Source organism: Siminovitchia fortis (assembly GCF_003605365.2).
In the GTDB taxonomy this organism is placed as follows: Bacteria; Bacillota; Bacilli; order Bacillales; family Bacillaceae_C; genus Siminovitchia; species Siminovitchia fortis.
The window spans coordinates 139,424-164,543 of record NZ_QYTU02000001.1; the positions used below are offsets into that span (position 1 = coordinate 139,424).

33 protein-coding genes are annotated in these 25,120 nt (G+C 43.0%); 11 read left to right on the forward strand and 22 right to left on the reverse strand.

Annotated elements, in window-relative coordinates:
• Nucleotides 1–125 precede the first annotated feature (125 nt).
• Nucleotides 126–1,817 (forward strand): DEAD/DEAH box helicase, encoded by a 1,692-nt coding sequence (locus tag D4N35_RS00760; RefSeq protein ID WP_120068443.1) that lies wholly within the window; start codon nucleotides 126–128, stop codon nucleotides 1,815–1,817.
• The gene (locus D4N35_RS00765; RefSeq protein WP_120068446.1) at nucleotides 1,786–2,580 is read left to right on the forward strand and encodes a YqhG family protein; all 795 of its coding nucleotides are present in this window, start codon (nucleotides 1,786–1,788) and stop codon (nucleotides 2,578–2,580) included. The genes D4N35_RS00760 and D4N35_RS00765 overlap by 32 nt, the downstream gene beginning before the upstream one ends.
• Here the strand turns inward: D4N35_RS00765 and D4N35_RS00770 are convergent.
• From D4N35_RS00770 to comGA, 8 genes are read right to left on the reverse strand one after another with little or no spacing between them, the layout of a single operon-like run.
• Complete coding sequence (locus D4N35_RS00770) at nucleotides 2,566–2,775, reverse strand: YqzE family protein (RefSeq protein WP_120068449.1); 210 nt, start codon at nucleotides 2,773–2,775, stop codon at nucleotides 2,566–2,568. The genes D4N35_RS00765 and D4N35_RS00770 overlap by 15 nt on opposite strands.
• 55 nt (nucleotides 2,776–2,830) lie before the next feature.
• The gene (locus D4N35_RS00775; RefSeq protein ID WP_128205388.1) at nucleotides 2,831–3,121 is read right to left on the reverse strand and encodes a hypothetical protein; all 291 of its coding nucleotides are present in this window, start codon (nucleotides 3,119–3,121) and stop codon (nucleotides 2,831–2,833) included.
• A gap of 11 nt (nucleotides 3,122–3,132) precedes the next feature.
• Nucleotides 3,133–3,627: a competence type IV pilus minor pilin ComGF gene (comGF, locus tag D4N35_RS00780; RefSeq protein ID WP_120068454.1), complete on the reverse strand. Its 495-nt coding sequence runs from the start codon at nucleotides 3,625–3,627 to the stop codon at nucleotides 3,133–3,135.
• Entirely contained in the window at nucleotides 3,599–3,907 is a 309-nt protein-coding gene (locus D4N35_RS00785) for a hypothetical protein (RefSeq protein ID WP_120068458.1), read from the reverse strand. Before D4N35_RS00785 ends, comGF begins: the two co-directional genes overlap by 29 nt.
• A complete protein-coding gene (gene comGD / locus D4N35_RS00790) occupies nucleotides 3,894–4,343 on the reverse strand; it encodes a competence type IV pilus minor pilin ComGD (protein ID WP_120068461.1) in 450 nt (149 codons plus the stop codon). Before comGD ends, D4N35_RS00785 begins: the two co-directional genes overlap by 14 nt.
• 1 nt (nucleotide 4,344) lies before the next feature.
• Nucleotides 4,345–4,668: a competence type IV pilus major pilin ComGC gene (gene comGC, locus D4N35_RS00795; RefSeq protein ID WP_120068464.1), complete on the reverse strand. Its 324-nt coding sequence runs from the start codon at nucleotides 4,666–4,668 to the stop codon at nucleotides 4,345–4,347.
• A gap of 20 nt (nucleotides 4,669–4,688) precedes the next feature.
• A complete protein-coding gene (gene comGB, locus D4N35_RS00800; protein ID WP_120068466.1) occupies nucleotides 4,689–5,744 on the reverse strand; it encodes a competence type IV pilus assembly protein ComGB in 1,056 nt (351 codons plus the stop codon).
• The gene (gene comGA / locus D4N35_RS00805) at nucleotides 5,659–6,780 is read right to left on the reverse strand and encodes a competence type IV pilus ATPase ComGA (protein ID WP_120068469.1); all 1,122 of its coding nucleotides are present in this window, start codon (nucleotides 6,778–6,780) and stop codon (nucleotides 5,659–5,661) included. The genes comGB and comGA overlap by 86 nt, the downstream gene beginning before the upstream one ends.
• 237 nt (nucleotides 6,781–7,017) lie before the next feature.
• Between comGA and D4N35_RS00810 the strand changes: the two genes are divergently transcribed.
• The gene (locus D4N35_RS00810; protein WP_120068472.1) at nucleotides 7,018–7,263 is read left to right on the forward strand and encodes a DUF2626 domain-containing protein; all 246 of its coding nucleotides are present in this window, start codon (nucleotides 7,018–7,020) and stop codon (nucleotides 7,261–7,263) included.
• 251 nt (nucleotides 7,264–7,514) lie between these two features.
• On the opposite strand, the gene D4N35_RS00815 is transcribed toward D4N35_RS00810, so the two are convergent.
• Entirely contained in the window at nucleotides 7,515–8,138 is a 624-nt protein-coding gene (locus D4N35_RS00815) for an MBL fold metallo-hydrolase (protein ID WP_120068475.1), read from the reverse strand.
• 229 nt (nucleotides 8,139–8,367) lie between these two features.
• On the opposite strand from D4N35_RS00815, the gene D4N35_RS00820 reads away from it, so the two are divergent.
• Nucleotides 8,368–8,535 carry a DUF2759 domain-containing protein gene (locus D4N35_RS00820; protein ID WP_120068479.1) on the forward strand — a complete coding sequence of 56 codons (168 nt, stop codon included), beginning with the start codon at nucleotides 8,368–8,370 and terminating at the stop codon, nucleotides 8,533–8,535.
• A gap of 83 nt (nucleotides 8,536–8,618) precedes the next feature.
• On the opposite strand, the gene D4N35_RS00825 is transcribed toward D4N35_RS00820, so the two are convergent.
• The 6 genes from D4N35_RS00825 to rpmG all read right to left on the reverse strand — a co-directional run bounded on the left by D4N35_RS00825 (nucleotide 8,619) and on the right by rpmG (nucleotide 13,646).
• Nucleotides 8,619–10,508, reverse strand: a complete 1,890-nt coding sequence (locus D4N35_RS00825; RefSeq protein WP_208646252.1) for an LTA synthase family protein — start codon at nucleotides 10,506–10,508, stop codon at nucleotides 8,619–8,621.
• A gap of 238 nt (nucleotides 10,509–10,746) precedes the next feature.
• Nucleotides 10,747–10,953: a YqgQ family protein gene (locus tag D4N35_RS00830; protein ID WP_120068971.1), complete on the reverse strand. Its 207-nt coding sequence runs from the start codon at nucleotides 10,951–10,953 to the stop codon at nucleotides 10,747–10,749.
• 18 nt (nucleotides 10,954–10,971) lie between these two features.
• Entirely contained in the window at nucleotides 10,972–12,483 is a 1,512-nt protein-coding gene (locus tag D4N35_RS00835; protein WP_120068482.1) for a rhomboid family protein, read from the reverse strand.
• 129 nt (nucleotides 12,484–12,612) lie between these two features.
• Nucleotides 12,613–12,795 (reverse strand): protein YqgO, encoded by a 183-nt coding sequence (yqgO, locus tag D4N35_RS00840; protein ID WP_120068484.1) that lies wholly within the window; start codon nucleotides 12,793–12,795, stop codon nucleotides 12,613–12,615.
• 56 nt (nucleotides 12,796–12,851) lie between these two features.
• Nucleotides 12,852–13,421: a 5-formyltetrahydrofolate cyclo-ligase gene (locus D4N35_RS00845; RefSeq protein WP_186306427.1), complete on the reverse strand. Its 570-nt coding sequence runs from the start codon at nucleotides 13,419–13,421 to the stop codon at nucleotides 12,852–12,854.
• A gap of 75 nt (nucleotides 13,422–13,496) precedes the next feature.
• Nucleotides 13,497–13,646, reverse strand: coding sequence for a 50S ribosomal protein L33 (gene rpmG / locus D4N35_RS00850; RefSeq protein WP_018705928.1), 150 nt, complete (start codon nucleotides 13,644–13,646; stop codon nucleotides 13,497–13,499).
• A gap of 212 nt (nucleotides 13,647–13,858) precedes the next feature.
• On the opposite strand from rpmG, the gene D4N35_RS00855 reads away from it, so the two are divergent.
• Nucleotides 13,859–14,239 (forward strand): hypothetical protein, encoded by a 381-nt coding sequence (locus tag D4N35_RS00855; RefSeq protein WP_120068490.1) that lies wholly within the window; start codon nucleotides 13,859–13,861, stop codon nucleotides 14,237–14,239.
• Nucleotides 14,236–14,694: an endolytic transglycosylase MltG gene (locus D4N35_RS00860; protein ID WP_120068493.1), complete on the forward strand. Its 459-nt coding sequence runs from the start codon at nucleotides 14,236–14,238 to the stop codon at nucleotides 14,692–14,694. The genes D4N35_RS00855 and D4N35_RS00860 overlap by 4 nt, the downstream gene beginning before the upstream one ends.
• A gap of 28 nt (nucleotides 14,695–14,722) precedes the next feature.
• Here D4N35_RS00860 and D4N35_RS00865 read toward each other — a convergent pair whose 3' ends face one another.
• From D4N35_RS00865 to D4N35_RS00880, 4 genes are all read right to left on the reverse strand, one after another.
• A complete protein-coding gene (locus tag D4N35_RS00865; RefSeq protein WP_235870253.1) occupies nucleotides 14,723–16,762 on the reverse strand; it encodes a peptidoglycan D,D-transpeptidase FtsI family protein in 2,040 nt (679 codons plus the stop codon).
• Nucleotides 16,763–16,901: 139 nt separating this feature from the next.
• Nucleotides 16,902–18,116, reverse strand: a complete 1,215-nt coding sequence (locus D4N35_RS00870) for an MFS transporter (RefSeq protein WP_120068498.1) — start codon at nucleotides 18,114–18,116, stop codon at nucleotides 16,902–16,904.
• 310 nt (nucleotides 18,117–18,426) lie between these two features.
• The gene (gene sodA, locus D4N35_RS00875) at nucleotides 18,427–19,032 is read right to left on the reverse strand and encodes a superoxide dismutase SodA (protein WP_120068500.1); all 606 of its coding nucleotides are present in this window, start codon (nucleotides 19,030–19,032) and stop codon (nucleotides 18,427–18,429) included.
• A gap of 105 nt (nucleotides 19,033–19,137) precedes the next feature.
• Nucleotides 19,138–19,623: a DUF456 domain-containing protein gene (locus D4N35_RS00880; RefSeq protein WP_120068503.1), complete on the reverse strand. Its 486-nt coding sequence runs from the start codon at nucleotides 19,621–19,623 to the stop codon at nucleotides 19,138–19,140.
• Nucleotides 19,624–19,784: 161 nt separating this feature from the next.
• Between D4N35_RS00880 and D4N35_RS00885 the strand changes: the two genes are divergently transcribed.
• The 4 genes from D4N35_RS00885 to D4N35_RS00900 all read left to right on the forward strand — a co-directional run bounded on the left by D4N35_RS00885 (nucleotide 19,785) and on the right by D4N35_RS00900 (nucleotide 22,650).
• A complete protein-coding gene (locus D4N35_RS00885) occupies nucleotides 19,785–20,303 on the forward strand; it encodes a DUF1189 family protein (protein WP_164876245.1) in 519 nt (172 codons plus the stop codon).
• A gap of 59 nt (nucleotides 20,304–20,362) precedes the next feature.
• Nucleotides 20,363–20,707: a protein YqfZ gene (gene yqfZ / locus D4N35_RS00890; protein ID WP_128205389.1), complete on the forward strand. Its 345-nt coding sequence runs from the start codon at nucleotides 20,363–20,365 to the stop codon at nucleotides 20,705–20,707.
• 130 nt (nucleotides 20,708–20,837) lie between these two features.
• The gene (gene ispG / locus D4N35_RS00895) at nucleotides 20,838–21,950 is read left to right on the forward strand and encodes a flavodoxin-dependent (E)-4-hydroxy-3-methylbut-2-enyl-diphosphate synthase (RefSeq protein WP_208646256.1); all 1,113 of its coding nucleotides are present in this window, start codon (nucleotides 20,838–20,840) and stop codon (nucleotides 21,948–21,950) included.
• A gap of 115 nt (nucleotides 21,951–22,065) precedes the next feature.
• Nucleotides 22,066–22,650 (forward strand): 5' nucleotidase, NT5C type, encoded by a 585-nt coding sequence (locus D4N35_RS00900; RefSeq protein WP_120068514.1) that lies wholly within the window; start codon nucleotides 22,066–22,068, stop codon nucleotides 22,648–22,650.
• Here the strand turns inward: D4N35_RS00900 and D4N35_RS00905 are convergent.
• Genes D4N35_RS00905 through D4N35_RS00915 form a run of 3 tightly spaced genes read right to left on the reverse strand, consistent with a single transcriptional unit; the run spans nucleotide 22,647 to nucleotide 24,697 of the window.
• Nucleotides 22,647–23,075 carry a Fur family transcriptional regulator gene (locus tag D4N35_RS00905; protein ID WP_120068517.1) on the reverse strand — a complete coding sequence of 143 codons (429 nt, stop codon included), beginning with the start codon at nucleotides 23,073–23,075 and terminating at the stop codon, nucleotides 22,647–22,649. The two genes, D4N35_RS00900 and D4N35_RS00905, sit on opposite strands and share 4 nt — an antisense overlap.
• Before the next feature lie 9 nt (nucleotides 23,076–23,084).
• Nucleotides 23,085–23,936, reverse strand: a complete 852-nt coding sequence (locus tag D4N35_RS00910; protein WP_120068975.1) for a metal ABC transporter permease — start codon at nucleotides 23,934–23,936, stop codon at nucleotides 23,085–23,087.
• A gap of 23 nt (nucleotides 23,937–23,959) precedes the next feature.
• Nucleotides 23,960–24,697, reverse strand: a complete 738-nt coding sequence (locus tag D4N35_RS00915; RefSeq protein ID WP_120068519.1) for a metal ABC transporter ATP-binding protein — start codon at nucleotides 24,695–24,697, stop codon at nucleotides 23,960–23,962.
• 156 nt (nucleotides 24,698–24,853) lie between these two features.
• On the opposite strand from D4N35_RS00915, the gene D4N35_RS00920 reads away from it, so the two are divergent.
• On the forward strand, nucleotides 24,854–25,102 hold the full coding sequence (locus D4N35_RS00920; protein WP_430722760.1) for a DUF2624 domain-containing protein: 249 nt from the start codon (nucleotides 24,854–24,856) through the stop codon (nucleotides 25,100–25,102).
• Nucleotides 25,103–25,120: the final 18 nt, after the last annotated feature.

Genomic DNA, 25,120 nt, shown 5'->3' on the forward strand with positions numbered 1-25,120 from the left:
TCTTTTCAAGAATGGTTATACTAAAAAATATGTATATGGCTTTCATGGCTTTCTGTCACTTGTATCGTATCATTCTTTGCCATACTTTTCAAATTTTTTCTGATAAATCTTCGGGAGGTTCTATCATGTCTGTTACAGTCAACTTCAACCGGAATTGGATGCCCGGTTTTTTGGACCGGTTTGAAAAGGACGGGCCATGGGCGGACCAAAAGCTGTTTAATCTGTCTTTGACAGCAGAAAAGCATCTTCTTGTTCCCGATTTCGAAGGGCTCGTGGCACCAAAGCACCTGCCGGAATTAACCCTTCTGCCTCATCAGAAAGAAACTGCTGCAAGAGTGATAGAGGACATGAATGGAAAAGCCATATTGGCAGATGAAGTGGGGCTCGGCAAAACCATCGAAGCCGGACTGGTATTAAAAGAATACATGATCAGGGGATTGGTAAAAAGAGCCCTGATTCTGGTGCCCGCATCCCTCGTTTCCCAATGGACCTTTGAATTGAATTCAAAATTTCACATACATGCCGTTGCAGCCACAAAAAGTTATGTCTGGGAACGATATGACTGTGTAGTGTCATCCATTGACACAGCGAAAAGGAGCCCCCATAAGGAAATCATCGCCGAGCAGGCCTTTGACCTGATCATTATTGACGAAGCGCATAAACTGAAGAACCATAGAACAAAAAATTATGAGTTTGTGCAGTCTCTTAAAAAGAAATTTTGCCTTTTGCTGACGGCAACGCCCATCCAGAATAAAATCGAAGAAATCTTTTACCTTGTCTCTTTGTTAAAGCCGGGCCATCTTGGAAGCCAATCAAGCTTTTTGGAGAAGTATAAAAATAAAAGGCTGTCAGCCAAAGAAAATGAACATTTAAAGAGCCTGGTAAATAAAGTGATGATCCGGAACAGGAGGGTTGATACCGGCATTGAATGGACCAAGCGCCATGTCGAGACGATTCCGATTCATTTCAACAATGAGGAAAAGGATCTGTATGAATCCATCGGCCTTCTGCGCCAAACTGATATCCCCATGCCTGCATTTTCGATCATGACGCTCCAGCGGGAAGCATGCAGCAGCAGGGAAGCCGTTTTTTTCACTTTAAAAAACATGCTGCAAAAAGAAAATCCGTCAGCCCAATACATGAAATGCATACAATTGATTCAGCAAAAGATCGATGCGGTCACTCGAAATTCCAAAGCGGAAAAAGCCTTGGAATTGATCAAAAAAATTGATGATAAAGTGATCATTTTTACCGAATATAGAGCAACACAATTATATCTGCAGTGGTTCCTTCAGCAGCACGGGATAAAGTCCGTCCCCTTTCGCGGCGGTTTTAAACGAAGCAAAAAAGACTGGATGAGGGATTTATTCAAGAACCAAGTGCAAGTGCTTATAGCAACAGAGGCAGGCGGCGAGGGAATCAACCTCCAGTTTTGCAGCCATGTCATCAACTACGACTTGCCCTGGAATCCCATGAGGCTGGAACAGCGGATCGGTCGCGTTCATCGCCTTGGGCAGAAAGACGATGTCCATATTTATAATTTCGCTGTAAAAAACACAATTGAAGAGCATATTGTAAACTTACTTACGAACAAAATAAAGCTGTTTGAACGGGTTGTGGGAGAGCTTGATGACATTTTGGCCAAGTTGGACGGCGGAAGCATTGAGGAGCATATGATGGATATTTTCAAAACTTCGAGGTCAGAGGGAGAAATGAAAGTGAAAATGGCCAATCTCGCAGCAATGATTGAATTTGCCGATACGATAAGAAAGGAAGATGCAGCAGATGCTTCAACGGGAAATACATCAATATCTTGAACAGTTTTTTATGGCAACCGGCTGTACAATCGAGGAAAACGGCCAAGGATTTCTGACTGTACAGCTGACGGTTGAAATGGATAAAGAACTGATGAACCGCCCCTTTTATTGGACATATCTCGAAAAAACAGGCGGTATTCCGAACCCGATGAAGGTCACTTTCATTACGGACCAGGAAAAAGCACCGCCGGATGTGAAAGGGGAATTCGTCCATTTCGGCGCGCCGCGGCTTCATCAGCTCTTTGAAACCGCAAGAAAATTGGCGGCGTATATCCGCCTTTACGAAAGGCCCGTGATGCAGACAGGACAAAACGTTGCGCTCCATCCATGGCTTAATGTAAATATGAAAATATCATACTGCTCCGACAGAAAGAAAGATGTTTTCAGATCTTTCGGCCTCAATTTAATCAATGGAAATCTGATTGAATCGTTTGACGAAAAAATGAACAGTATTGTACTTTCGCCCAAAATACCGGACTATTGTTTTACTATTTCCCCGATCATCATGCCTGTCAGCGGCCTGAAAAGAATTGAGTCGTATTTGACAAGCGAAGTGCAAAGCAAGGATCACCCTTGGGCAGATGCCGCCATGAAAAGATGGGAGGAAGATTCACGGCTGTTGGATCATTTCTATGAAGGCGTGGAAGAAAAGCCGGAAACTTATTTTATAGAGAAAAAAGCATTGAAAGAACAGTATAGCCCTTCCGTTCATGTGGATATATTAAACGGAGGGATCTTCTACTTAAATTCATTGCCGGCTTAATTTTCCCCGAATCATCCGTCTGCTTTTTTTAAACGATATCAACAGTGAAAAGGGCACCATTCCAAACCAATTAAACAGGAATGGTGCTTTCATCTGTTTGCGTTCATACCTCTGCTTCCTTCTTTCGGATTTCGGTGTTTCCAAACGCTGGATCAGTGTCTTGGCCATATATTTCACATAATCATCCGTTGACATCTTCACACATCCCTTCATTAAGTGAAGTATGTCCAAAACAGATTAAATTGAACCCTTACGGCTCTATTTGAGATCCGGGCACAAGCCCTTCCTCTGCCAGATCACTCCCTGTTTCTTCCTTCCCGAAAAGCGTGTTCTCCCCATCCTGCCGGTCTGCCTGATCTTTCATCCCTTCCTCCGCCGCGGGCTCCGAATTCTCCTTAAGCATGCGATTTTCGATTGCTGCCTGTTTTCCCGTGACGAGCTGCCGCCGGATCTCCTTTTTATAAAACTCCCGTATCTCATTTACGTAACTATATTGCGATACGTAGGACTCTGCTGCACGGCCGACAGCGAATACCGCCACCAGAATGATGATCAATGTGATGGGTAGTACGGAACCGCGTTCACTGAAAATGTTGACCCCTCCTCTCTTGGCGGCATCAGAAATCTTGCTTCTTCTTTTGTTCCGTTTAAAAATTCAACATGGATGGCAAGCATGGGTGCTTCTTCCTTCACTTCGAACTTTCTCACATTTTGCAAAACAACCTCATGCCCCTTATCCTCCACCTGTCTCCTAATATTCCAGCTGTGCCGCTCATATTTTATAGAAATCCTGTTCTTCAAAAGGTAGATTCTTTCTTTTGAACCACTTCTAAAGCTGTCGGCTGTGCGAAGCTCATCCCTTAGCTGAATGAGGAAGATATTCCATTCAAAATCTTCCTCCGGGGACAACGAACGGTCAATTGCCGAAAACCAATGGTACATGAGTGGTAAAAGTGACATAATCACAGTGATGATGAATATCGAAAAAATGGCTTCCAAAAGAGTAAATCCCGATTGCTCAGTCAACACAGTGAGTTTTTTCCTCATAGCCGACACACACTTTCCAATCTCCTTTTTCGTTCTCTTCTATGTTTAGGTCGAATACGGTATCATGCAAAATAATACGGGCACTCCCCATTGTACCGCCGGCCGCGTGCCTTTCGGCATGTTCGTACATCAGTCTGTAGGCCGTCATCTCTTTTTTCCCCTCCTTTAAATGGCCGAGCATGTTCGACATGAGCGGAAAAAAGGAGGAAATGACAAGCAATAGAAGGCCAAGCGCAACAATACCCTCCAAAAAGGTGAAGCCATCCTCATTCCTTAACAACAAACCTCCCCCTTCCGATATGAAAAGTGAGATCAATCGGATGATCGTCCAGAACGAAGTTCACGACGCCGAAATGATTGATCGTTCCGTCAGGGGTGATGTGAAACCGAAGCTGGCTCAACGAGCCCCCTGTAATTTTGACAGGGTGCGGAACGTCCCTTATGAAAAGTACCCCGCTGGACTCACCTGTGGCAGAATATCGGTTGTCCCCCTTTGAAAAACTGACGGATACCCTTTCCTTCCTATTGATAGCATGGGAATGGGCATGGTAGAGATCTGCCTTCAGCTGGGAAACGAACATCCTTTTTTGCATCCATTCCATTGCAGGATTCACAGTGATGATCCCGAAGAGAAGGACGGCTGAGACAACAGTCAGGACAATTAAAGATTCCAATAATGTGAAACCCCTGTTTGAACGCAGGATGCCCAGTGCCATTCTAATTCGACACCTCTTTTACCTCTCCGGTAGTGGTATCAATTGAAAGGGATTTGCCGTTCGGGCATTTCAAATCTTCATTTTTTAAATATCCCTCTGTTTTTAATTGCTGCACAGTGGGAATTTCTTTGTTGTCCATCCGATAAGCCTCCACCTGTCCCTGCACCATCTGTTTAAGTCCGTCGCAGCCTTTTTTATTGATATTGGAGCTATGTTTCGTAATGTTCGGCAGGGCGATCAGAAGCAATACCGTAATGACAAGGAGGACGACCATCATTTCTATAAGAGTAAAACCTTTTTCGTTTTTCCATATTAAATTTTTCATCCAAAAAACACTCTCCTTTTTCATATAGAATCAATGACTTCAAACATCGGAAGAAAAATCGAAAGGTAAATGGCAATGACAACCAAGCCGATCAAAGCGAAAACAATAGGCTGGATGACCAAAAACGCTTTCATGATTTTTTCTTCAAGCCTTTGCAGACAAAATTGGCTGTAAAACATCAGTTCAGCATCAAGCTTCCCATTTTTCTCTCCATGGGCAACAATGACCATCAGCTCCTCTTCCACAAATCCGAGGTGTGAAACAGCCTCCGAGAATGAATATCCGAAAGTAAGCATCTCTCTTATTTCAACTGCGGACTCTTTTAATAACGGATGGAAATCCTGCTTTAGCATGATTTGGATAATCTCGTTGATGGAAAACCCGCTTTTTAATAAGAAGCTCCATTCCCTTGCCAGAAAGGTTGTTTGATAAAGCCTGTAGTAGGTTCGGACGCCCGGAAGTCCGGAAAAGAACACGGCTCTTTCCAAAGCGGATCTTTTATACAGCAACCTGAAAAAAAGAGCGCTCCCGAGAAGGGCTGCACAAATCACGGACAAGGCATAAAGAGGCAGAGTCTGCATCATATGAAGAAATAATTGAAGGATGATGTTCGGCTTGTATCCCACGGAGTCATAGAACATTTGAAATCGCGGTAAAAGAAGAGTTTGCAGAAGAATACTAACGATGATTAAAACGGCTGCGAGTATGATGGGATATTGCAATAGACGGATCAGTTTTCTGCGCTGCTCATCTTTGCGCAGGAGATACTCTCCTGATTCTTTCAATGCAGTGACCAGAAAACCGTGCCTTTCGGCGAAATAAAGCTGTGTGCATGTCTGATGGTCAAAACCTTCCTTATAAAATACTTCGTAAATCGGCTGGCCCGACTGTAAGGCGTATGTCATGGACTGAAACATCACCATACGCCCTTCATTCGTGCGCCCCAGGAAATCAAGAGATTCTCCCAATGTGAAACCCTTACCAAGCATTTCACTGATTTTCGTCAGAAAAAAACCTTGATCTTTCAGGTTCAGCTTCTTCTCTTTCCTGAAAAATCCACCGGCGATATTCTTCATGAGAGATATATCCAAGCGCAATCCCCTTTCTGATTAATCTTTTTAATGAGTAGACATAGTCGGCGTCTTTTGGGCCTGTGGATCCCCAAGTCATTCGAATAATCCTTTCCAGCCGCTCCCCTTCCAATATCTCAAAAACAGCTGCCCGTTTAATCTTATGGGCCCCGGCACAATATTTCGAACATTTGTCTCCGCAAAAAGGGCATAGCAAAGAGACGAGCCGCTGGGCTGTGACCCCTATCAAGGTTTGTTCAATTTCCAATGGCTTTATTCCGAATTCCAGAAGCCGGTACACGGCGCCCTCAGCGTTTCGTGTATGCATGCTTGTCAGGACGAGGTGTCCGGTCATCGCTGCCCGCACAGCGATCTCAGCCGTTTCGGCATCCCTTATCTCTCCAACAAAAATCATGTCAGGATCATGGCGCAGTACTGCCTTTAATCCTGCTTGATACGTGATGCCGGCTTTTTCATTGACCTGCATCTGCAAAAACTGGTCGCTCTGCCTTTCTACCGGATCCTCCAATGTAATAATATTGCGGTTCAACTCGGATGCACAATACTCCGCGAGTGAATAGATGGTCGAGGTTTTTCCGGATCCTGTCGGGCCTGTGAAAATGAGCATCCCGTGTGAATGGGACATCATTGAAATAAGCCGCAGCATGCTTTTGGGAAATAGGGACATTTTTTCAAGGAAAAAAGAGTGATTTTGCGGGAAGATTCTAATAACCAGGCTTTCTTTGGAGAGTGTGGATGGCAGTGTGGAGATTCGAAGCGCCACGAAAGTATTGCGGGTATGTGTTTGCCAGGACCCGCTCTGAGGCTTTCTTCTTTCTCCAATATCCATCGAGGCCATGAATTTCAAATGTGATATAAGTCTTTCTCCTGCGATTGGCGGAAGGGTTCCATAGTGGCCCAGCTGCCCGTGGACACGGAGCTTAACGAGGTAATCCTGACGGCGCGGAATGATGTGGATATCGGAAGCGTTTAGCCGTACTGCCTCTGAAATCAGCAAATCGGCTGTTCTTTCAATTGTCATGTATCATGTAACACCACCTTTTAAGTTCTTATTATGATGTATTCGACACAGTCAGTCATTTTCCTGCTAAAAAATAAAAATTTTTTAAACGAAGGAAAATGGGGTAATATATGAAATAACCCTTTCGTTTTATCACGCATTGGACACAATCGGGACCGCGAATATATTTACATTTTTACTGTTTTTCCATTATAATAAGAACTTGATGGAATACATGCTGCAAAGGAGGGATTCTTTATGGATCGCATGTACAGAGTACTAGGTTTTTGGACTGGAATTTTTACTGTTATGTTTTACCTTGGTGGAATGGATAAAACCGCTTTACTCTTTCTTGGCCAAACAGGATTCTTTGTTTTGCTTGGCTACTTGAACCTGACAGAACGTATGTATATGTATGTGTTTGGTGCATACCTCACTGTATTCTTTGCTGGTTTTACATACTATACCCTGTTCCTCATGCCGCCTGGCGGCGGACTGTCGTAAGAACAAAGGCGCAAGCGCCTGTTTAGCGACGTACAGACTGGAGCGCTTCTGACGAGATAAAGGAAACACGCGCAGCACAGCGGAGCGATGTTGACTTATCGTAGGAAGAAGCGTGAAGTCTGCTAGTCGCTAGGCGCTGGAGCCGGACGTAGCACAAAAAGATAATGAGTTATCGACAACTTAAGCGTTTTATAATTTCCTAAACAAGAACAAAGAAAGCTTCCGTAAAAATCCGGAAGCTTTCTTTGTTTTTATAGATAAGGATTGCTTGTTCTCTCATCCTCAATAGTAGTTGAGAGCCCGTGCCCCGGAAGGACGATTGTGTGGTCCGGCAATGTCAGCAGTTTACTATGGATGCTGTCGATCAGTGTGGCGTGGTCACCGCCAAGCAAATCTGTTCTTCCGATTCCTCCGTTAAAAAGGGCATCCCCTGAAAATACAGTTTCTATATCTTTTAAATAGTAGGAAACGCTTCCCGGTGAATGCCCGGGGGTTTCCAGTATTTGCATTGTAAACGGCCCGATGGATAAAGTGCCTTCCTCCTGAATAAAGTGATCTGCAGGCTTTCCTGCGATCGGCTGCATCGGGTGACGAGCGGAGCCGTTCAGAGAAGGATCCAGCAGCCACTCTTTTTCATTTTCATGTATGTATACGGGAATATTCCAATGGTTCCGTACATCTTCCACTGCCCCAATATGGTCAAAATGCGCATGAGTGAGACATATCGCCAAAGGTTTAAGTCCTTCCTGTTCAATGTATTCGATCAAACCTTCGCCATTGGCACCCGGGTCAATGACGATACACTGTTTTTCTTCGTCAAAAAGCAGGTAGCAATTTGTCTGCAGCGGTCCGAGGGGTATTTGTTTCCACTTCATTTGCATGCTCCTTTCACTTCATTTCTAATTAAGTTTACCATTAAAATATAGAAGTGAGCTATGGAAAATGGGTAAAAGAGTCAAATAAGGGTAAGCTATATTATAAGTCAAAGAAGTGTCACTTTTGAAACTCGACAAACAGGCAAAAAAACTATAAAATATGGAAGAGCCGTATATTTTCATACATAGTCTTTTTATTCCTTAATATATCGGAAGGGAGATTTTATAAATGGGAACAGCAATCATATTTGGCTTAGTTGCCATTCTTGGCATTTTCGCTTTAATCGGCGCATTAAAAAACAGAAACGTATTGGGATTGATTTTTTCATTCGGTACTGTGGCAGTGTTTGGCTTCTTCTCAGTCATGACTTTCATCAAATCAGGTTTTCCGGAATAACTTGCCCAAAAAGCAGGAACCGTACGGTTCCTGCTTTCCTCATCTAAATCTATATAACAAAGCTCCCGAATGGGAGCTTTTCTTTAATCCATATTGTCGCTTCTGTAATCGGATGACTCATAAAATCTCAGCAAATCACCGTATATGATTTTATCCGAATATCCGAGCTCCAATCTTGCCTTTTCTTTATACTGTTCACAGAAAGAGGCTTCTGTTGGCTCTTCTGTCTCTTTTGAATAGCACGTATTATCGGCGTATACATAATCTTTTGTAACAAAACGGCCATCACGGAAAACTGCAAAATCCCGATGATCATCAGAGAACAGGTCTTCACCGAATTGGATGGATTTTTTCGTATCCATTCCAAGCAAGTGTAATATCGTCGGCTTAAGGTCAATTTGGCCGCCTACCTTTGATATCACTTTCCCTTTCCCCTGATCGGTCACGCCCGGAATATGGATGATCAACGGCACCTGCTGGAGCTGGGCACTGACGAAAGGAGTCACCTCTTTGCCCAAATACTGTGCCATCGCTTCATTATGATTTTCCGAGATTCCGTAATGATCGCCATACATGACGATGATGGAATTGTCATACAACCCTTCGTCTTTCAGCTTTTGGATGAACTGTTTGACCGCTTCATCCATATATCTGACAGTCTGGAAGTATCGATTCAAGGTGCCGCTTTTTGAATCATATTCATCAATGAACTTGTCTTCATCATCCAATCTGAATGGATGATGATTTGTCAATGTGATCATTTTCGTATAAAAAGGTTCCGGCATTTCTTTCATCAGGTCCACTGACTGTTCAAAGAATGGTATATCTTTCATTCCCCATCCAACCGAAATGTCAGGGGTGATATTGTAGTCCGACGCGGAATAAAAATGATCGTACCCGATGGCTTTGTACATAATATCCCGGTTCCAGAAACTTTTATTATTGGCATGCATGGCAGACGTAAAGTACCCTCTGTCTCCCAAGTTCTTTGCGAGGGAATCCATCTCGTTTCCCGAGTGTGTAAAGAAAACTGCCCCGCGGCTTAGCGGATATAAGGAGTTTTCAATCAGAAACTCCGAATCCGAAGTTTTTCCTTGCCCGGTCTGATGATAGAATTGATCGAAGTAATAACTGTCGTTGATAAAATCATTCAAAAACGGAGTTATTTCCTCACCGTACACGTCGTTATTAATGACAAAATTTTGCAGCGACTCAAGCGTGACAACAATTAAGTTCCTGTCTTCCGCAATTCCGAACATATCTTTATCAGGCTTTACATAGTTGGCCCTTACATAGTTATCAATGTCGACCAGTTCACTGCCGTCAGCCATTGCCCGCTGTGCGGATGATTTAGACTGGAGAAAAATATCATATAAATGATAATTATATGTGCCGAGGTTTTTCACAAGCATTTCCCTGTCAAATGTCCTTGTCAGAAGCTGGGGACGTTCCGTTTCTGCCAGTCCGATATTCAGAAAAAGCAAAGCTGCTGCAACAAGGAAATACGCACGGCGTTTCACTTTCTTTACAGGTACAAATTCCTTGTATTTCCGTTTATATTTGATAAACAAAAACAATAGGATGATATCTATGAAGTAAACGATATCGTACCAATGTATTTCCGTTAATGCACTATCTCCGAGATCGGCAAAGTTGCTTGTCTGGAATAGTACCGGCAATGTAATAAAGTCGGTAAAGAAACGGTAAAACACCACATTTGCATAAAGGATGAACCCCATTATGAAGCTCGTGATGATCACATAGCGATTTCTATTTTTCTCCGAATTAAAGAAGAGCGCGATCCCGAACGCGAACAGCAAAAAGCTCAAAGGATTAATGAACAGAATGAGTTCCTGCATGACATTTTCGATTTTAATGTTGAAGCTTGTTTTATAAACGACGTATGTCTTGATCCAAAGCATGACAGCCGCTAAAACCGGTAGAGAAATTTTTTCAATCTTGAATCTCTTCAATGCCCTACCTCCCGCTTGCTATATGGTGCTTAATTTACCAATTTATTGAAATACCATGATAGCGCTAAGAAATATCATAATATGTTTCTTGTAAAAAATCAACTTGCTGCCGTTCGGACAGAGCATCCATACATAGAGTCAGCGTATGCACTATACCCTTACTTTAGACGTAATAAACCTCAAAAAAGCTTCGTTCATTTTTCCGATTGAGGTGACATTTTAGTAAAAAGTTGCCCATTCATTCTTCCGGTCTTCTGTGTATTTGGTTCTTTTCCTTTCTAAGCAGCAGAACGGACTGTTGGAAGTCTTCCTGCGAAATCAAGTGTTCAGCGAATAATTCCCTGATTTCCGCTTCCATCATCTCCAGATCAGCCAGCCTGTCCCCGATATAAACATAAGTGCCGAACTTTTTTAACAATTGCTGTACATCGTAGACCGAGTCCATTTCATCACCTTTATACAATTATTCTATCTTCTTTAAAAAATCCCGGTATTTTTCCTGATCTGATATTTTTTCTGCCTTTGAAGCATGCTCTTTTGCTTTTTTCGTATCCCCTTGTTCAAAATAAATCAATGCCAAATTGAAATGCGCTTCATGAAAGCCGGGCTCCAATTCAACCGCTTTTTCCAAATGCTTTCTGGCATCGTCATATTTTTGAAGTTGGATTTCGGCATAGGCCAGTTGAAAATAACTGACGGCATCCCCTTTGCCTTCGGATATAAACTTTGAAAGTGTATCATACGCCGCTTCATACTCACCGCTTTCAATTTGATCCTGGGCCCTGGCATTTACAGCATCAGGACGGTCATTGTGATAACCCAAATGTAACATGAAATAAACTGCAGCCGCAGCAGCAAGCAGGAAGATGGATTGCAGGCCCCATTTTCTTTTCCCGGGGAAATGGACAATGCCGGTAGCAAGAAAGCCCCCGATCAGCCCGCCGATGTGGCCGGCATTGTCAATGCCGGGAACGGTGAAGCCGAAGATCAGGTTGATGATAATCACAACGATGACATTCATGCCGATTGTCCTGAAGAAAAGCTTTGTATTGATCACACCCATATATAGGAGAGCTCCAAAACAACCGAAAATGGCCCCGCTTGCCCCGGCGGACAGGTTACTCGTGAATACGAAGCTCGCAACCGAACCTGCAAAACCGGAGAATAAGTATATCCATAAAAAGCGGAAGCGCCCAAAAATCCTTTCAACGGCTGTTCCCAAATAATACAATGCCAGTGTATTCATCAGCAGGTGCAATAATCCGATATGTAAAAAGATCGGTGTAAAAAATCTCCACCACTCACCCGCCAATATGAGCGGATTAAATTTCGCACCATATTGAATAAGGGTTTCTACATTTGTGCTGCCTCCATTGATTTCCACAATAAGAAACATCAAAACTTGCACTGCTATGAACAAATAGGTGAAAAAAGGTTTCCCATGCTCAAAAAGCTCCCTTTCCTCCCGTTCCCGGTTTTTAGCTTTTTGAATGGCCGATTGCCTTAATTCATCTGTAAGAGATAGATCATAAAATTCACTTGCCTGGATTTGAAAAGGACTGTCAAAGGTTTCGTTGATTTGGACAAGCGATTCATCCAATGTCTCTTCTGCCATCAACAAAGTCCGGATATGTGTTTTGCCGTTTTCGACGTCATGGGGTTGCTGAATGACAAATTCATAATCGTCAACCGGTGCATGCCCTGACACATAAATATTCAGTACATTGAAATCCCTTTTCATCAGTTGTTTCCGGATCCCTTCCGCCTTCAGGCCCGTTTGAATTATATCCCGTTTCAACCAGTTGGCCCAGTCAGTGTCCTCCGCCAAAATCCTGACAACATCGACTTTTTTATGGCGGACGGTCTCCAGCCAGATTTCATTTTCCTCTCTATCAATGTGAACAAGCCTGTAATCGAGATCTATTATAAAATAATTGACCAGCTTCCAGAATAAATACCGCTCACGTTCCGTCAAAATTTTTCCCCTTCCCTGCTTTTCTCGCACATATCGCTATATTGCTGTGATTCTACTATAGCGAAACGCAAAAGGAAATGTAAAGGAATCAGTAGAAGGTAAAGAAAAAAGACCTCACCTGAGGTCTTTTCAGCTCCTGAACGCCCTGCTGATCAGGCGGAAGCGCACACCCGGGATACCCATGGCAGCCCTGACGCTCATCCTCCTGATCGTATCGTTACCAAGAATCATGTTTAAAAGTTTATACCTCCACTTGTAAAGCATGGTCATCGCAGCAAGCGGCAGTATAACGGTTGAGATGAATTTTTTCATTTCGCAACTCCTCCTTCCCTTATTGTTCGAAAGTGAGGAGGCTTTATGCATTCCGCTTAGTTACTTTTGCAGTCAATCAGGCCTTTTTCAGTGACGATTTTATCTACTGGAATGTCGTGTTCTTCAACTGGGATATTTCCGTTCAATTGTCTGCAAAAAGCAAGTGAAACAGTCCTCCCCCGGAAGCCTTCCAGGAAACGGTCGTAATATCCGCCGCCAAAGCCGATGCGATAGCCGTTCCTGCTGTAAACAAGTCCTGGTACGACCAATAAGTCAATCTCACTTTTTGGAACTTCTTCCGTCTGGGACTCAATTGGCTCAAACAAGCCGAAAAACGAATTTTCCAATTGTGTAAATGCGGATATTTTCCGGAAGGACATTCCTTTCGTAGCCGGTATGCACTTTGGGACTACAATCCTTTTCCCCTGTTCCCAGCCTTTGCGGATCAGCTGCCACGTATCAACTTCCGGAAAACGCGAAACTGTTAAACCGATCGTCCGGCTGTTTTTCCACACATCTGTTTCGATAAATGAAGTACCTATCATAAAAGAGAACTGTTCATATGTCATCCGGTCCATTGCCTGCAGCTGGCTGCTCATATTCTTCCTGAACGATTGTTTATCCACTTCATTGCACCTCGGAAATTTTTATATAAAAAAGCCAGTTCCACCGTTTGTTCAGTGTCCTGGCTCTTTTTGTCATTATTTTGTTTCACGATGCAGTGTAACCCTTTTTTCTCTTGGGCAGTATTTTTTAAGCTCAAGGCGGTCAGCATTATTACGTTTGTTTTTTGTTGAAATATAATTGCGATCATTGCACTCAGTGCAAGCCAATGTAATATTTACACGCATGTCTATCCCTCCAAACTTCATGGCATTCTCACTATTCTTAGGACTTTTATATAATATCATTATTTTAAATGAAATGCCAGTCTGTATTTGCCAAAAATGTATTGGCAAACTTGAAATTTGTAACAGTAAATACACGAAAACGAATCCCCGGGCATGGCTGAAATATCCCCTTTGTGTTATAAAGGAAATGTAAACTTTTTCCGAGGTGAACTATGAATATAGCCATTATCATTTTATTATCATCATCTTTGCTGCTTTTCATCATTTCCTTTTTTCAGAAAGATAAGACAAGCGAGCTGGAGGCGGAGCTTGAAGAATTATCCATGACCCTTTTACAGGACTCCCATAATCTGAAAAAAAGGGTCGGGCTGCTTGAGGAGGAGCTGCTTCTCGAAAAGCATATCGTCCACCCATCACATAACCAATTGGAAAAGGACAGCCCGGTTGTCCACGAAGTCTTAAAAAACCAGGTGCTGGCATTGCATCAGCAGGGGATTGATTTGCAGCGGATCTCCAAGCAGTCTTCCCTTCCCCCGGAAACTGTCCGAAAAATCATCGATTCCAGCAGGTCTGCCTCCGGGAGGACGATATGATGGACAGGCGTGTTACAAGACAGGTGGCTTCCGTATTGCTTGTGATTGCAGTTATTCTTTTCGGAATCAAAAGCCTTGACCCGAAGAGTGAAGCGGCAGCTCCTCCTAAGGAAGGCTATGTCGAGGTAAAACAGGAAGATTACAGTCGCCTTGAGCAGGATGCCAAGGAATGGAAACAAAAATATGAAGACCTGAAAAAGGAAAAAGCGGCAAAGCCGGACAATTCTGTTGTAAAAGTCATGCATTTAAATATTAACGATGGCATGACTTCAAAAGAAGTGGGCAGGCAGATGGAAAAGGCCGAAATCATTGAAGATGCGAATGAATTCAATGATTATCTGGCCAAAAAGAAATGGCAGCAATCCATTCAAATCGGCGATTATGAGCTTACAAGCGAAATGGGGCTGCAGGAAATTGCCGAAACAATCACAGGAAATCTTCCTGAGAAAGAGTAAAGCAGGCTCCAAAGAGCCTGCTTTATCTTTATTCTTCTGCATCTTCATTTGTTTCTTCTGAAGCTGCGCCATCTTTTTTATTTTTTAAGTCAAAATAGGCTTTTAACACCCGTTTTCCGATATCAGTATTGATATTGTTCGGAGAACCGCCTTTTACGTAAGCAGAAGGTACAACGATGGACATTGCCACCTCGGGGTTTTCATATGGAGCAAAAGCTATAAGTGAAAGGTTCCAGACGCCGGTTCCTCTGTCCACGGTTTCTGCCGTTCCCGTTTTTCCGGCCGGGCGATACGGTTCGCTTGCAAAGGCCCGTCCTGTCCCGTTCGCTTCATGGAAAACACCCCAGAACGCACCCTGCACTCTTTGAATCCAGGAATCCTGTGCGTTAATCCGATTCAATACTTTCGGCTGCACTTCCTGGGCGAGCGGTCCCAACTCTTCTTTTCCGTCCGAAGGTTCCCTGATTTCCTTCACGATATGCGGCTGCATCCGATACCCGCCGTTGGCGATAGTCGATACATATTGGGCCAGTTGAAGCGGTGTATAGGAATCATACTGGCCGATGGCAAAGTCGAGGACGTTACCTCCATGGGCCTCTTCGACAGAACCCCGAAAGCCAATCTGTTCTCCAGGCAGATCTAATCCGGTACGGATTCCAAGGCCAAACTGGCTGAAATGTTCCCGCATTTCCCGAAATGCTTTTTCTTTATCGATGATCAGTGATTGCCCTCTTCTGTACTGGCCGTCACCAATGGCAATAGCCGTCTTATACATATACACGTTTGAAGAACGGACTAAAGCAGTATGATCATTGAGATAAATATATCCACCTCGATTAAAATGGGAACTTTTAGGTTTTGACCCTTTAATGATAATGGGTTCATCCAATATAGTTTTTCCAGGGGTGTTTACTCCAGTCATATACCCTGTGAGAACTGTTGCCCCCTTGACTGACGATCCCACTACGTATGACGTGGTAAAGTTCCCAGAAGCGAAATCGCTGAACTTGTACCTTCCCTCTTCTTCATCATAAGCATATTGCTTTCCGGACATCGCGAGTATTTCGCCCGTATACGGGTCCATCAATGTGACAAAGGCCCGGTCAAGGAGGCCCGTCCCTCCCCGCATTTTCGTTTTGCGCAGTTCTTCCTCAATAATTTTGTCTACTTCGCGCTGAAGCTCCATATCAACAGTCAAAACGAGATCTTTCCCGCGCTGCCCTTCATGGAGGACTTTTGATTCAATGACAGAGCCCGAACGGGTAATGTTTTTGACTTTTTCTTTTTGGCCGCGAAGTACATCCTCATATTGAAGTTCGATATAACTTTTTCCTACCCTGTCATTCCTGCTGTAGCCCCGTGACATGTAATAATCCATTTTTTCACTCGGCAGGCCGTTGCTTACATTGCCTAAGATCGATCTCAATGTATCGTCATAGGTATATTTCCGTTCCCAGTCAGTCGTTGTGTCAACACCCGGAAGTTCTGCAAGCCTTTCACTTACCTGGGCGTATTCCTCTGTTGAAACATCTTCATTTTTAACAATTTGCTGGGTAAGGGCATATCCACCTGTAAACTCTCGATATATTGCCAGTACTTCAAGGTCTTCTTTTGTGAGGCTGGCAATTTCTTCTTTTGTCACCCGATCCCGTTGAAGCTTATATAATTCATCATTTTTATCTTTGTATTTCTCAAGTTCAGCCTTGCTGACCTTTTTGGCAGCTTCGTCCGGGTGGGTCATAAGCCAGTAGTCGATCTTGTCCCTTTCCGTGATTTTGTCTGTATCTTTATGAATCAGCTTGGCCAATTCCTTGGCTGTTTTCAGTGTTTCCTTTTGGTCAAATTGATTCGGAACGGTATATGTTATTGCCTTTTTCGGCTCGTTATCCACTACAAGCCTGTGTTTCCGGTCATAAATTTTACCCCTTGGCACTGATTTGTTGACGGTAATGTCCTCCGTCCTCTCAACTTCCCGTTTCGCATCTTCACCGTATACAATCTGAATTACTCCGAGACGGAGAATCAACAGCGAAAATAACAAAAAGACAATAAAAAACAGCATGTTCATTCTGAAGGGAACATGGTTTTTCTTCTTCTTTTCCTTATTGTTATTCAATTTCTCCAGCCCTTTCTCCCTTATCCGTATCTTATATTGTAAAAGAAAAAACTTTTATTTTCTACAATGTTTGGAAAAAAGATGGTGTATTTTATGGAGAAAGGGTGACTTTCACTTTTTGAAGCAGCAAAGCCGCCAATCCGTGTCCGGTACCAATGATCAGCAATAGTATGGGAATGCTTTTTTGTTCATCGAAAAACAGGATGGCCGCAATGAAAGACAATATTGAAACGACCCGGCCCGAATTTAAGAATAATTCTTTCACTACGATATACTCAATCCTCATTTCAGCCGCTTTCCAGCTTTTACCAATGACATCATACGTCATGGAAAAGTATGGAACGAGCATAATCGGATAAGCGATCGCTATGGCACCCGCATAGATAAGCAAACGCGGATAGGTCATTTCAAAAACGATCAGGAAAAGAGACAAATACAGAAGGAGCCCCCCCAAAAGCATGGCTTTTTTTCTTCTGTCTTTTTTTATCAAACGTCCCGCATGCCAATAGGCGATAAACGAAATCCCTGAGTTGATCAAACCAAACGTACCTAGCGCAAGCTCACTTCCTGTGGAAATAAAAACAAATACAGATATGATAAAAATGAACGTCCCATCCCTGAATCCCTGTAAAAAATGTGCATTCGTAATATATTTCCAGTTTTGATTGTTTTTCCTTTCTTTTACAACTCTTCCGAAACAGTAAACCCCGTTTGCCGGTCTTCTTTTAATGAAGAAACTGATGATGACCGCCATGGCAAACAATATCAGGGAAATGGCGAAGATGATGGTGTAGCCAATGTTGGAGGCGAACCTGGTAATCAGGAAGCCGGCAGATATGGGGCCGATCACCCCTCCGGCTGATGTGAGCGTTCCAAGAAAGCCATTGAAAAAATCACGCGTTTCCGGTTCAGTAATTTCGAATGTGAGCACATTGAATGCAAGCCAATAAAAACCATAGCCTATTCCGAGCAGACTCCCCAAAATAATCAGATGAGCCTGCGCTTTTTCTCCCAAAAATAATACAACCAAAAAAAAGAGCGCCAAAAATGCAACGCCAATTCGCAGCACAATCACTCTGTCAATTTTTTTCGCCCATCTGCCTGCCAATATGAATGTTAATGGCTGAAAAAAAACAATCGCTAAGTTGTAAAGGGCCAAATCCATAAATTTCCCCGACTGTTTCCATAAATAAATATTTACAAACGTGTTGGACAAGGCAATGCTCAGCGAATAAAGGCCGCCAATAAGGAGGAGCAACGCCAGGTCCTTTTCCACTTCCACTTTTCCCAATAATTTTTTTACCATGACAGAACTCCTTTACACAAACTATTTTTTGTGAAAGGAAATGTTTTATACTAGGAAAAGCGGAAGGCGCCTGCTTAGCGGCGACAAGCATAAGACGAGCGCTGAAGAAGGCGGAGTTTGCCTTCATCAGCGATTGGCTCATGACCTCGAGCCGATGGCGCCTGGAGCTGGACAACAGGAAAAGCGAAAGGCGCGCAGCTTTAGGCGACAAGCACAAGAAAATCGCTGGAGAAGGCTCGCTCCCCGAATTTTGAATAAAAAAACGAATCACCCGCTTCATGCGGGCGATTCGTTTTCATCATCGCAGCAATTATTTAGCTTCGTTATAAAGCTTTTGCACTTCGTTCCAGTTGACTACATTCCAGAATGCTTTCATGTAATCAGGACGGCGGTTTTGATATTTAAGATAGTAAGCATGCTCCCAAACATCAAGGCCCAAAATAGGCTTTTTGCCTTCCATGATCGGGCTGTCCTGGTTAGGTGTGCTTGTGATTTCCAATTCGCCGTTATTGACGATCAGCCAAGCCCATCCAGAACCGAAACGGCCTGCACCTGCTGCTTCAAATTCTTCTTTGAATTTATCGAAGCTGCCGAATTTGCTTTCAATGGCATCTTTCAAGTCTCCGCTTGGCTCCCCTCCGCCTTGCGGGGAAAGCAGTTTCCAGAATAAAGAGTGGTTCGCGTGGCCGCCTCCATTGTTGCGTACCGCTGTTCTGATTGACTCTGGAACAGAATCAAGGTCAGCAATCAATTCTTCAACAGGCTTATTGGCCAATTCGCTGCCTTCTACAGCTTTATTCAGGTTTGTAACGTATGTGTTGTGGTGCTTTGTGTGGTGAATATTCATCGTTTCCTTATCGATGTGTGGCTCCAACGCATCGTAAGCGTATGGTAACTGTGGTAATTCGTATGCCATGATTAAATCTCCTCCTATGTAATTTTTTTGAATCATTGAACGATTCAATCGTATTCCACCATTAGATTATCAAATATTGATATCGCATTCAAATTTTATGCTTGCCTATTTTAACACCAGGAAAAGGAAATATCCAACCATAAAAAGCTGAATGACCGCTTTCGTTATGACACTTCCGATGAACCCAAGTACAGACCCTACGCCAATGTTGACTGCGGGCCGGAATTTCGTGCGGTTAACCAATATTTCCCCTGCCACTGCCCCGATGAATGGGCCAATCAAAATGCCGGCAACCGGAATAACAAACGGTCCCAAGAGAAGGCCGATAGTACTTCCCCATACCCCTGCCTTTGAACCGCCAAACTTTTTTACTCCGAGGAGATTTGCCAGATAATCCGCAATGAAAATCAGGGCTACAAGCAAAATTTGAACAGTCCAGAAAAGAAAGTTCAGCGGCGAGAAAGAATAAAAGACCCCGTACAAAAGAAATGCGCCCAATAACAGGAGAACGCTGGGAATAACCGGGTAGACAAGTCCAACAAAAGCCAAAACGATCGCGATAGAAATAATCGACCAATAAAGTATATCCATATATCCGTATCCCCTTTTTTCGTGTACATAATGTTTTATACGCTAAGAAGGTGTTATATAAACCTATTTTCGACTTTTTTGTCAAACTTTCCTCAAAAGCTTGAATCCATTCAATGGAAGAACGAAAATAAATAGTATACGCAATGAAGGACGTGAAAGTTTTGAGAAAAGTTTCACTCATGTCTATTTTTTTCAAAAGCTTGTATTCACCAAAAGAAATTGCTAAATACAGGTTTTTGACAATCGGCAAGTCAATCCAGCATGTATTTATTCTAGCACTCTTCTTATCGCTGGGCGGTTTCTACAATATGATCTTCCGGCAGGATTTAATGAGTGACTATGGAGAAACTGTTTCAGATGCCGGATCAAAAGGCCTGGTGACCATCGTTATTGTCATTACCACATACATTTTCAATGCCGGCCTTCTTTTTTTGGCCATCACCATTTTGGCCGGTATTGGCGAGCCGATTGCAAAGCGGCTGGGAAGAAAGCTTCCCTATCGGCAGAGCTGGAGACTGACAGCATGCAGCGCCACGCTTCCGATAGTCATCTTTAGCTTGCTTCATCTCTTTAAATTTGAGGAGACTTATTTCTTCCTGTTGGCTCTGGTAATTGTTGCTGGAATTATGTTGGCCGCCATTCAAGCTATTCCAAAGCCCAAAAAAAGAACTGACCAATGAATAAAGCCCGTCTCGGTCTCATATATATGGGACATCTTAATAAAGAGGCGGGATCTATTTTGAAAAAGGTCGCAGCAATTATTACAGTCGCCGTTTTTATGTACAGCATTTATTACGATTTAAAAATTGGGACATTACCAATTGACCAAGCTGCCACTGCAGCATCTGAAATGAACGGTTCCACCGGCCCGGAACAGATCAATACAATGCCCTATAAAGAAAAAAAGGCGGAGTCCGGCGATACAGTCATTTCAATAGCGGAATCAATTCATGATGGCCCCCTTCCTGTCCCGATCGATCAGCTGATTAAAGACTTTCAGGAATTGAATAATGGCGTGAAGCCTGATGAAATACAAACCAATAAGAAATATAAATTTCCTGTCTATAGCCGGCAGGGTGGCTAAAATACAGCCAATCTATTGTCAATACTAAGCAAAGATTGATACAATAAACAGGGTGAGATACCTGTATTGATTTAAAAATAGAGGCAGGTGCCTCTATATTTTATAAAGGAGAGAATGACCTTTGGGTACAATCATACATCGTTCCAAAACACGCCCCGTAAAAGTGGGAAACTTGACGATTGGCGGCAGCAATGAAGTCATCATCCAAAGCATGACAACATCAAAGACACATGATGTGGACGCGACAGTAAAAGAAATTGCGCGACTTGAAGAAGCGGGATGCCAAATCGTACGGGTGGCCTGCCCTGACGAAAGAGCGGCAAATGCTATTTCTGAAATCAAGAAAAGAATCAATATTCCATTGGTTGTCGATATTCATTTCGATTACCGCCTTGCATTAAAAGCGATCGAAGGCGGTGCTGATAAAATCCGGATCAATCCTGGCAACATCGGAAAAAGGGAAAAAGTTGAAGCTGTTGTAAAAGCGGCGAAAGAAAAAGGGATACCAATCCGGATTGGCGTCAATGCCGGAAGCTTGGAAAGGCATATTTTAAATAAATACGGCTACCCTACAGCCGACGGTATGGTGGAAAGTGCACTGCATCATATTAAAATACTTGAAGAACTCGATTTTCACGATATTATCGTTTCTTTAAAGGCTTCCGATGTGAATTTGGCTATCGAAGCATATGAAAAAGCAGCCATGGCTTTCGACTATCCGCTCCATCTGGGGATTACGGAAAGCGGAACATTATTTGCAGGAACAGTAAAAAGCGCTGCCGGCCTTGGTGCCATTCTAAGCAGAGGCATTGGCAATACGATGAGAATTTCATTAAGTGCCGACCCTGTTGAAGAAGTCAAAGTGGCAAGGGAACTGCTGAAGGATTTCGGCCTCATTTCCAATGCCGCAACACTCGTCTCCTGCCCGACATGCGGACGGATTGAAATTGACTTGATCAGCATCGCGAACGAAGTGGAAGAATATATCCAAAAAATCAAAGCGCCGCTGAAAATATCAGTCCTTGGCTGTGCCGTTAACGGACCCGGGGAAGCGCGCGAAGCCGATATCGGAATTGCGGGAGCACGCGGTGAAGGGCTCCTCTTCAAAAAAGGGAAAACTGTCCGCAAAGTTCCTGAAGAAACAATGGTTGAAGAACTCAAAAAAGAAATCGATATAATGGCTGAAGAATACTTTAAAAAGCAAGAGGAAGAAAGAAAAGAAGCCGAGAAGCAAAAAGTTTAATGCAAAAGCGCGGTCAAAAAGACCGTGCTTTTTGCATGCTCTTATAGAATGAGGAATGTATGTTACAATATATTGTAACAGTTTTTTTTACAAAACAGTAAAGGAGTCATTTTGTATGCATAGAAGGTTCGGCATTGATATTGACGGGACAGTAACATGCCCTACGTCGCTAGTACCATTCATAAATGAATCATTTAACCTGAACATTACATTGGATGACCTGACAGAATACGAACTCAATAAATGCCTGGATATTCCTGAAGAGGCATTATATCAATGGTTTATGAGTACTGAACCTAAAATATATGCGGAATCTCCGATTGCAGCCGGTGCAAGGCGGGTTCTTCAAAAATGGAGTAACGAGCACGAGCTGTATTTTATCAGCGCAAGAGGAAATGCACTGTATGATGTTACTGAATCCTGGTTCCGGCAGCATGAACTAAAATTCGACCATATAGAATTGATTGGAACACATGATAAGGTCTCCACTGCAAAGAAGCATGGCGTTGAACTATTTTTTGAGGATAAGCATGATAATGCCGTCGCTATTTCAGAAGAGCTCAGTATTCCCGTCATTTTATTCGATACCCCATATAACCGGAAACCCGCCCCTAAAGATGTCATCAGGGTCCACAATTGGCACGAAGCTGAGAAATGGGTTGAGAATGTGTTTGGAAACAAAATCAGAAAAGAAGCCTAACTTGCGGCTTCTTTTTTGCATTTTGGACATTTGCCGTATATTTCAAATTTATGATCCGCTATATCATACCCCTGCAGATCTTCTGTAACATAAGCCATCGGGCATGCATCAATCGTTTTGGAGCGCCCGCATTTCAAACAAATGAAATGATGGTGATGCCCCTCGCCTTTCCCGCACGTATAGCGGAAGTGCTTCTCTCCTGCAAGCTCTGTTGCTTCAAGGATGCCGAGTTCCAAAAACAGGGACAAATTACGGTAAATTGTATCAAAACTTACCCTCGGATAAATCCCCTGCATCAATTCCAAAATTTCTTTTGCAGTCAAATATTTATTATTGCCGGCAAATATGCCAAGCATCTGCTCCCTTTTATCCGTCAATTTATACCCGCTGTCTTTTACCATTTGGATGGCTTCAGCAATATGCATGATATCACCTCAATGAAATTTCAGCTGTACTTTATGATAGATGCGCTTATAAAGAATAGCTGCAAGCAATATGGCGATAGAAATGACAACAATCGTTCCTCCGGGCGCAAGGTCAAGGTAATAGGCGCTGACCAGTCCCCCGATTACGGCCGTTTCACCAAACAGGATCGAAATAAAGATGGTCTTTTTAAAACCTCCTGCGACCCTCATCCCGGCAGCAACCGGCAAAGTCATCAATGCCGAAACAAGCAATATCCCGACAATGCGCATGGAAGCGGCAATGACAAGTGCAATCATGATAATAAAAATAAAATGGATCACTTTGGATGGAATACCGGAAGCCTTGGCATGTTCTTCATCGAAAGACAGCAAAAATAATTCCTTGTAAAGAAAAATCACAATGCTCATTACAAAAATGCTTATAGCGGCAATGACCCATAAATCCGTCCTGGACACCGCGCTGACGCTCCCGAATAAATAGTTCAGCAATTCCGTGTTAAATCCATCAGCAAGGGAAATAAAAATGACTCCGACCCCAATACCACCCGACAGGATGATCGGGATGGCCAGCTCCTGGTAATGCGAATAGACAGTCCGGAGACGTTCAATCAATATCGAGCCGATTACGGAAAATCCCATGCCGAAAAAAAGCGGATTGAATCCTGCGAACAAAGCAGTCGTTTTACTGAGATAAAGGCTTGCTGCAATTCCGGACAGCGTGACATGGCTCAAGGCATCGGCGATAAGGGAAAGCCTTCGCACGACCAAAAATGTCCCGAGCAATGGTGCAATCAATCCGATCAAAAGCCCGGTAATAAAAGTATTTTGCAAAAATTCATATTCATATATCGCTGCAATCAAAATCAACATCCACCTTTATTAATCTAAGAACCGTGCTGGTCAACCAGGGAAAACCTTTCGCCTCTTATACTTTTATATTCATCTGTATCTCCGTAAAACTGTACCCGCTTGTTTAAGTAGACGACATGATCGGCCTCGCTTAACAATGCATCGATATCATGGGAAACCATCAGTAGGGTGATTCCGCGTTGTTCCTTCAAAGATTTAAGGATTTTGTAAAAAGATTGGACATTCTTTGCATCCACGCCTACAGTCGGTTCATCAAGTATAAGGATTTCAGGGCGGGAAACGATTGCCCTGGCGATAAAAACACGCTGCTGCTGCCCCCCGGAAAGCTCGCCAATTTTCCTATACATAAATTCTTTCATCCCGACCTGTTCGATTGCCTGAATAATTTCCCTTTTGTGTTTGGGACGAAGGAATCGGAACAAGCCGAGTTTGCCTGTCAACCCGCTGGCTACAACTTCAAACACAGTTGCCGGAAAGCCGGTATTGAAGGAATTCGCTTTTTGAGAAACAAAGCCTATGCGTTCCCATTGCCTGAATTTCGATTGCTTTTCACCGAATAATAAAATCTCTCCCTCGTCAGGGCGCAATAAGCCGAGTATGAGCTTCAGAAGTGTTGATTTTCCGGAGCCATTCGGGCCAACTATGCCCAAAAAGGACCCTTTTGGGACAGTTAAATGTATTTGATTCAGCACAATTTCCCGATCGTACTGAAAACTGATGTTTTTTATTTCTATGACTTTTTCACTAATCATTGATTATCCATTCCTTTACCAATAGGAATCATTCCTATTTACAAATAAAAAGTATACAGGAACTTTTCATTTTTGTAAATGGCTGAAACCTTTTTTCAAGGCACAGCAGACAGACATCCCACATAAGTATTGGTAAAGGAGGTTTTTAAAGTGAAAATGATCAAAAATATGGTGAATTATAAAATGAATATGATTACAGGGAAGGATTTGATGAAATATGCCGGTGAATTTAACATTCAACTGACAGCGCGCCAGGCTGAAAAAATTGCAGCTTATTTGCGTGGAAAAAATTTCGATTTGTTTGATGATAATGTGCGGTCAAAGATTATCCGGGAAATCGCAAAAATTACAGGACCGAAAACAGCCAAGGAAATCAATCATTTATTTATCCAATTCACCAAATAGTCTCCAGGAAAGGGAAAA